The organism is Streptomyces sp. NPDC047130 (assembly GCF_040643475.1).
Lineage (GTDB): Bacteria > Actinomycetota > Actinomycetes > Streptomycetales > Streptomycetaceae > Streptomyces.
Map to the genome: position 1 here is coordinate 97,546 of NZ_JBEYUK010000023.1, position 7,011 is coordinate 104,556.

Genomic DNA, 7,011 nt, shown 5'->3' on the forward strand with positions numbered 1-7,011 from the left:
CTCCAGGTTAGGACCGCGGCGCGGTTCCGGATCCCGTCCACGGCCGGCTCCGGACCACCGTCGCGCCCGGTGCCGGGCCGGTGGCGAGGCGGACGTCGCGGCAGGCGCCGGAGGCGGTGAGGGCCTCCGCGACGCGGGCCGCGGAGGCCGCGTCGCGGGCCAGGTAGGCCGTGGTGGGGCCGGAGCCGGAGACCAGGGCGGCGGCCGCGCCGGCCTCGCGGCCCACCCGGAGGGTGTCGGCCAGCTCGGGGAAGAGGGAGAGCGCCGCCGGCTGGAGGTCGTTGGAGACCGCCGCGGCCAGCGCGTCCACGTCGCCCTTCGCCAGGGCGGTCAGCAGCGACTCGTCCGCCACCGGCTCCGGCACCGGCCGGCCCTCGGCGAGGCGGTCGAACTCGCGGAAGACGGCCGGGGTCGACAGCCCCCGCGGGGCCATCGCGAACACCCAGTGGAAGTCGCCCCCCACCTCCAGCGGCGTCAGCAGCTCACCGCGCCCGACGCCCAGCGCCGCCCCGCCGACCAGGCTGAACGGCACGTCGCTGCCGAGCTCCGCGCAGATCTCCAGCAGCTCCGCCCGGGACGCGCCCGTGCCCCACAGGGCGTCGCAGGCGACCAGCGCGGCCGCGCCGTCCGCGCTGCCGCCGGCCATGCCGCCGGCCACCGGGATGTCCTTGTCGATGTGGACGTGGACCGCGGCGTCCCGCCCGTACCGGGCGCCCAGCGCCAGCGCGGCCCGCGCGGCGAGGTTGCTCGCGTCCAGCGGGACCTGGCCGGCGTCCGGCCCGGAGCAGGTGACCCGCAGTTCCTCGGCCGGGGTGACCGTGACCCGGTCGTACAGCCCGACCGCGAGGAAGACGTTGGCCAGCGGGTGGAACCCGTCCGGGCGCGGGGCGCCCACGGAGAGCTGCACGTTGACCTTGGCCGGGACCCGGACGGTCACGCCGCGGCTCACCCCTGGGCCCCCTTCCGCTCGGCGATCCGTGCGAACTCGTGCACCGTCAGCGCCTCGCCCCGCGCCTGCGGCGACACCCCGGCGGCGACCAGCGCGGCCTCCGCGGCGGCGGCCGACCCGGCCCAGCCGGCCAGCGCCGCCCGCAGCGTCTTGCGGCGCTGCGCGAACGCGGCGTCGACCACCGCGAACACCTCCCGCCGGGTGGCGGAGGTAGCGACCGGCTCGGTGCGGCGGACCAGCGAGACCAGCCCGCTGTCCACGTTGGGCGCGGGCCAGAACACGTTCCGCCCGATCGCCCCGGCCCGCTTCACCTCGGCGTACCAGTTGGCCTTCACCGACGGCACGCCGTAGACCTTGTTGCCGGGGCCGGCGGCCAGCCGGTCGGCGACCTCGGCCTGCACCATCACCAGCGTGCGCTCGATGCTGGGGAACGTCTCCAGCATGTGCAGCAGCACCGGCACCGCCACGTTGTACGGCAGGTTCGCCACCAGCGCCGTCGGAGCCGGTCCGGGCAGCTCACGGACCTGCATCGCGTCGGAGTGGACCAGCGCGAACCGGTCGGCGCGCTCCGGCATCCGGGCGGCGATCGTCGCGGGCAGCGCGGAGGCCAGCACGTCGTCGATCTCCACGGCGGTGACCCGGTCGGCGACCTCCAGCAGGGCCAGCGTCAGCGAGCCCAGGCCCGGGCCGACCTCCACCACGGTGTCCTCGGGGCGGACCTCGGCGGTACGGACGATACGGCGCACCGTGTTGGCGTCGATCACGAAGTTCTGGCCGCGCTGCTTCGTGGGGCGGACCCCGAGGGCGGCGGCGAGTTCGCGTACGTCTGCGGGACCGAGAAGGGCGTCGGCGGGGGTGGGGCTGCTCACGGCACCAGCGTACGTTGCCCCGGCCGCCCTCCCCGCCGACGCCCGTCGGCCCGCCCCCGCCTCGGGGCGGTCACACCCAGGTGTCCAGCCACATCCGGCTCTGCCACTCCTCCAGGGGGATCGACTCCCCGGCGAGGATCGGCCAGAAGTGCGCGAAGTTCCACACCACCAGCAGCACCAGCAGCCCGACCGCGGAGATGCCGGCCACCCGCCGCGTCTCCTGCGCGCCCGACCGCCCCAGCAGCGCGCCCGCCGTCATCGCCAGCGCCAGGCACAGGAACGGCACGAACACCACCGCGTAGAAGAGGAAGATCGTCCGCTCCTGGTACATGAACCACGGCAGGTACCCGGCCGCGACCGCGCACAGGATCCCGCCGGCCCGCCAGTCGCGGCGCAGCGCCCAGCGCCACAGCACGTACAGCAGGGCCAGGCAGCCCGCCCACCACAGCATCGGCGTGCCGATCGCCAGCACCTCGCGGGCGCACTTGTCCGCCACGTCCACCGGGCAGCCGTCCTGGCCGGGGCCGGGCGACTCGTAGAAGTAGGAGACCGGGCGTCCCATCACCAGCCAGGACCACGGGTTGGACTGGTAGGTGTGCGGCGAGGTCAGCTCCACGTGGAAGCCCCACACCTGGCTCTCGTAGTGCCACAGGCTGCGCAGCCAGTCCGGCAGGAAGGACCACCAGCCGCCCTCGCCCGCGGTGGCCGCCCAGTCCCGGTAGTAGCCGCCGGAGCCGTCCCGCGGGGAGAGGATCCAGCCGGTCCACGACACCACGTAGGTGACGACGGCGACCGGCACCGTCGACAGGAACGCGGGAACGACGTCCCGGCGCAGCACCGCCGCGTACGGGTGCCGGGCCCCCGCCGTGCGCCGCGCGCCCACGTCCCACAGGACCGTGAGCAGCCCGAACGCGGCCAGCACCGGCAGGCCGCTCCACTTGGTGCCGATGGCCAGGCCCATCATCAGACCGGCCGCCCACCGCCAGGGCCGCGCGCCCAGCCGCAGCGTCGCCGCGATCTCCGCGTCCGGCCGCACCAGGCGGAACTCGTCGACCGGCAGCGCCGCCGCCAGACGCGCCCGCGCCCGGTCCCGGTCGACCACCAGGCAGCCGAACGCGGCCACCACGAAGAACATCAGCACGCCGTCCAGCAGCGCGGTGCGGCTCATCACGAAGTGCAGCCCGTCCACCGCCAGCAGCAGACCGGCCAGGCACCCCAGGAACGTCGAGCGGAACAGCCGGCGGCCGATCCGGCACACCAGCAGCACCGACAGCGTGCCGAGCAGCGCCGGCATGAACCGCCACCCGAACGGCTCGAAGCCGAACATCAGCTCGCCCAGCCCGATGACGTACTTGCCGACCGGCGGATGGACGACGTACGCCGCCTCGGTGGGCAGCGGCACGTCCCCGGCCCGCTCGATGATCAGCTTGTCGACGTCCTTGGGCCAGCTCAGCTCGAACCCGCGGTGCACGAGCGCCCACGCGTCCTTCGCGTAGTACGTCTCGTCGAACATCACCGCCCGGGGGTTGCCCAGGTCGCGGAAGCGCAGCAGGCCGGCGAAGAGGGTCACCAGGAGCGGCCCCACCCACCCGGACCACCGCGCCAGCCTCTCGCCCGCGCCCGGGGCGATCCGCAGCGTCTCCCACAGCCGCGGGCCGGGCGACATGAACGGCGGCACCAGGCGGCTGCGGACGTCGTCGGCGGGCGGGCCCGCCGCCTCTTTCCTGAGCGGCGCCCGCTCCTGCCGGAGGTCCGTCTCGGTCGGGGTACTGGTCACCGCGCCATCGTAGGGAACCGGGCGGTGCGTGGGGCAGGGTTGTCGTCCTGCGACGATGGAACGGTGACCGATACGCCTTCCCCGCAGCCCTCTCCCGCCGCCCCGCCGTCCCCGGGGGGCGGTGTCCTCGTCCTCGCCGGGACGCCCATCGGGGACGTGGCCGACGCCCCGCCGCGCCTCGCCCGGGAACTCGCCACGGCCGACGTGGTCGCCGCCGAGGACACCCGCAGGCTGCGCCGCCTCACCCAGGCGCTCGGGGTGCGCACCGAGGGGCGCGTCGTCTCCTACTTCGAGGGCAACGAGACCGCGCGCACCCCCGAGCTGGTGGAGGCGCTGCGGGGCGGTTCGCGGGTGCTCCTGGTCACGGACGCGGGCATGCCGTCGGTCTCCGACCCCGGGTACCGGCTGGTCGCGGCGGCCGTCGAGCACGACATCAAGGTCACCGCCGTGCCGGGGCCGTCCGCGGTGCTGACCGCGCTGGCGCTGTCTGGGCTGCCGGTGGACCGGTTCTGCTTCGAGGGGTTCCTGCCGCGGAAGGCGGGCGAGCGGCTGGGCCGGCTGCGGGAGGTCGCCGGGGAGCGGCGCACCCTCGTCTACTTCGAGGCGCCGCACCGGCTGGACGACACGCTCGCGGCGATGGCCGAGGTCTTCGGCGGGGACCGGCGGGCGGCGGTGTGCCGCGAGCTCACCAAGACGTACGAGGAGGTCCGGCGGGGTTCGCTGGCCGAGCTCGCCGCCTGGGCGAAGGAGGGCGTCCGCGGGGAGATCACCGTGGTCGTCGAGGGCGCCCCCGAGCCGGCCCCGGGCGACGTCGACGCCGAGGAGCTCGTGCGGCGGGTGCGGGCGCGGGAGGAGGCCGGGGAGCGGCGCAAGGAGGCGATCGCGGCGGTCGCCGCGGAGGCGGGCCTGCCGAAGCGGGAGGTCTTCGACGCGGTCGTCGCCGCGAAGAACGCCGCCCGCTGACCCCACCGCACCCGGGACCGGAGCCGCGGTCGCGCGGCGGTGGGCACGGTGCCGTGCGCGGGGCGGTGGGCACGGTGCCGTGCGCGGGGCGGGGAGGGCGGCCGAGCGTGGGGCGGGGGCGGTGACGGGGGCTAATCTGGGGCGCTGAGCTCGTTCCCCTCGGTTGGAGTGAAATGGCCGTCAACCTGGTCAATGTCGAGAACGTCCGCAAGGTGTACGGCACCCGCACCCTCCTGGACGGCATCTCCCTCGGCGTGTCCGAAGGGGACCGCATCGGTGTCGTCGGCCGCAACGGCGACGGCAAGACCACCCTGATCCGCATGCTCGCGCAGCTGGAGGAGCCGGACTCCGGCCGCGTCACCCACGTCGGCGGCCTCCGCATGGGCGTCCTCACGCAGCACGACTCCCTCGACCCCGCCGCCACCGTCCGCCACGAGGTGATCGGCGACCTCGCCGACCACGAGTGGGCGGGCGACGCGAAGATCCGCGACGTGCTCACCGGCCTCTTCGGCGGCCTGGACCTGCCCGGCTTCCCCAAGGGCCTGGACACCGTGATCGGCCCGCTGTCCGGCGGTGAGCGCCGCCGCATCGCGCTCGCCAAGCTGCTGATCGCCGAGCAGGACCTGATCGTCCTGGACGAGCCCACCAACCACCTCGACGTCGAGGGCATCGCCTGGCTCGCCGCCCACCTCGCGGCCCGCCGCTCCGCGCTCGTCTGCGTCACCCACGACCGCTGGTTCCTCGACCAGGTCTGCACCCGCATGTGGGACGTGCAGCGCGGCGACGTCCACGAGTACGAGGGCGGCTACTCCGACTACGTGTTCGCCCGCGCCGAGCGGGAGCGGATCGCGCAGACCGAGGAGGTCAAGCGGCAGAACCTGGTCCGCAAGGAGCTGGCCTGGCTGCGCCGCGGCGCCCCCGCCCGCACCTCCAAGCCCCGGTTCCGCGTCGAGGCGGCCAACGAGCTGATCGCCGACGTCCCCCCGCCGCGCGACACGGGCGAACTGATGAAGTTCGCCTCCTCCCGCCTCGGCAGGACCGTGTTCGACCTCGAGGACGTCACCGTCACGGCGGGTCCCAAGACGCTGCTGGAGCACGTCACCTGGCAGCTCGGCCCCGGCGACCGCATCGGCCTGGTCGGCGTCAACGGCGCCGGCAAGACCTCGCTGCTGCGGGCCATGGCGGCCGCCGCCCGCAGCGAGGGCGAGGAGCAGCCCGCCGCCGGAAGGATCAAGGTCGGCAAGACGGTCCGGCTCGCGTACCTGTCCCAGGAGGTCGCCGAACTCGACCCCGACTGGCGGGTCCTGGAGGCGGTCCAGCGGGTGCGGGAGCGCGTGGACCTCGGCAAGGGCCGCGAGATGACCGCCGGACAGCTCTGCGAGACGTTCGGCTTCGGCAAGGAGAAGCAGTGGACGCCGGTCGGCGACCTCTCCGGCGGTGAGCGCCGCCGCCTGCAGCTGCTGCGGCTGCTGATGGACGAGCCCAACGTCCTCTTCCTCGACGAGCCCACCAACGACCTGGACATCGAGACCCTCACCCAGCTCGAGGACGTCCTCGACGGCTGGCCCGGCTCGATGATCGTGATCTCCCACGACCGGTTCTTCGTCGAGCGCACCACCGACCGGGTGTTCGCGCTGCTCGGCGACTCCGCGCTGCGGATGCTGCCGCGCGGCATCGACGAGTACCTGGAGCGCCGCCGGCGGATGGAGGAGGCCGCCGCCGCCTCCGCGCCCGCCCCGGCCGCGAAGCCGGCCGCCGCCGGGAGGAGCGCGGCGGACGAGCGGGCCGCGAAGAAGGAACTGCAGAAGATCGAGCGGCGGCTGGACCGGATCTCCGAGCAGGAGGGCAAGCTGCACGGACAGATCGCCGACAACGCCACGGACTTCGCGAAGGTGGCCGAACTGGACGCGCAGCTGCGCGACCTGGCGTCGGAGCGGGACGAACTGGAGATGCGGTGGCTGGAACTGGCGGAGGACGCCTGACGCCGGCACCGTCCCGACGACCGCGGCGACCTGACGGCGCGTCACCGATAACGGGGGCGTCACGGGCCGGTCCTCCCTTGGGAACAGGGGAGGAACCGGCCCGTCGTGTTCCGGCGTGGGTGATAGAAAAGGCCCCGGTATGACAACTGGTCCCTGAGTACAGCTGAGGGGCCCAGGTAGCGGCCAGGCGCGGGGCGTCGGTCAGTGAAGAGGGGGAGGCGCTGTGACACAGCCGCCCGAACAGCCGTCCCGGTCGTCCGACGATCCGCTGCGCAAGCAGGACCCGCAGGACGCTCCGCCGCCGGGATACACCGCCCCGCCGGAGCCGCCCGCCGAGCCCGAGCCCGCCGCGTCCGCCGAGCCCGGCCGCGACGCCACCACGCCGCCCGGGACGGTGAAGAACCGGCCGCTGACGTGTCCGACGTCCCCGGTGCGCGGGTCCACCGACCATCCCTGGAGGGCGTCCAGCGG

5 protein-coding genes and 1 pseudogene are annotated in these 7,011 nt (G+C 74.7%); 3 read left to right on the plus strand and 3 right to left on the minus strand.

From position 1 onward, the window contains the following. Nucleotides 1-7: 7 nt before the first annotated feature. The 3 genes from ABZ836_RS24130 to ABZ836_RS24140 all read right to left on the minus strand — a co-directional run bounded on the left by ABZ836_RS24130 (nucleotide 8) and on the right by ABZ836_RS24140 (nucleotide 3,595). Nucleotides 8-949 carry a 4-(cytidine 5'-diphospho)-2-C-methyl-D-erythritol kinase gene (locus ABZ836_RS24130; protein WP_356129784.1) on the minus strand — a complete coding sequence of 314 codons (942 nt, stop codon included), beginning with the start codon at nucleotides 947-949 and terminating at the stop codon, nucleotides 8-10. After that, nucleotides 946-1,818, minus strand: coding sequence for a 16S rRNA (adenine(1518)-N(6)/adenine(1519)-N(6))-dimethyltransferase RsmA (rsmA, locus tag ABZ836_RS24135; RefSeq protein ID WP_356129782.1), 873 nt, complete (start codon nucleotides 1,816-1,818; stop codon nucleotides 946-948). Before rsmA ends, ABZ836_RS24130 begins: the two co-directional genes overlap by 4 nt. 70 nt (nucleotides 1,819-1,888) lie before the next feature. Further along, nucleotides 1,889-3,595 (minus strand): phospholipid carrier-dependent glycosyltransferase, encoded by a 1,707-nt coding sequence (locus ABZ836_RS24140; RefSeq protein WP_356129780.1) that lies wholly within the window; start codon nucleotides 3,593-3,595, stop codon nucleotides 1,889-1,891. Between the two features lie 63 nt (nucleotides 3,596-3,658). On the opposite strand from ABZ836_RS24140, the gene rsmI reads away from it, so the two are divergent. The 3 genes and pseudogenes from rsmI to ABZ836_RS24155 all read left to right on the plus strand — a co-directional run. Continuing rightward, nucleotides 3,659-4,558 carry a 16S rRNA (cytidine(1402)-2'-O)-methyltransferase gene (gene rsmI / locus ABZ836_RS24145; RefSeq protein ID WP_361145308.1) on the plus strand — a complete coding sequence of 300 codons (900 nt, stop codon included), beginning with the start codon at nucleotides 3,659-3,661 and terminating at the stop codon, nucleotides 4,556-4,558. 173 nt (nucleotides 4,559-4,731) lie between these two features. Next, nucleotides 4,732-6,540, plus strand: a complete 1,809-nt coding sequence (locus tag ABZ836_RS24150) for an ABC-F family ATP-binding cassette domain-containing protein (protein ID WP_356129776.1) — start codon at nucleotides 4,732-4,734, stop codon at nucleotides 6,538-6,540. A 223-nt stretch (nucleotides 6,541-6,763) separates the two neighbouring features. Further along, nucleotides 6,764-7,011 (plus strand): annotated as a pseudogene (locus tag ABZ836_RS24155) (hypothetical protein); the annotation flags it as partial.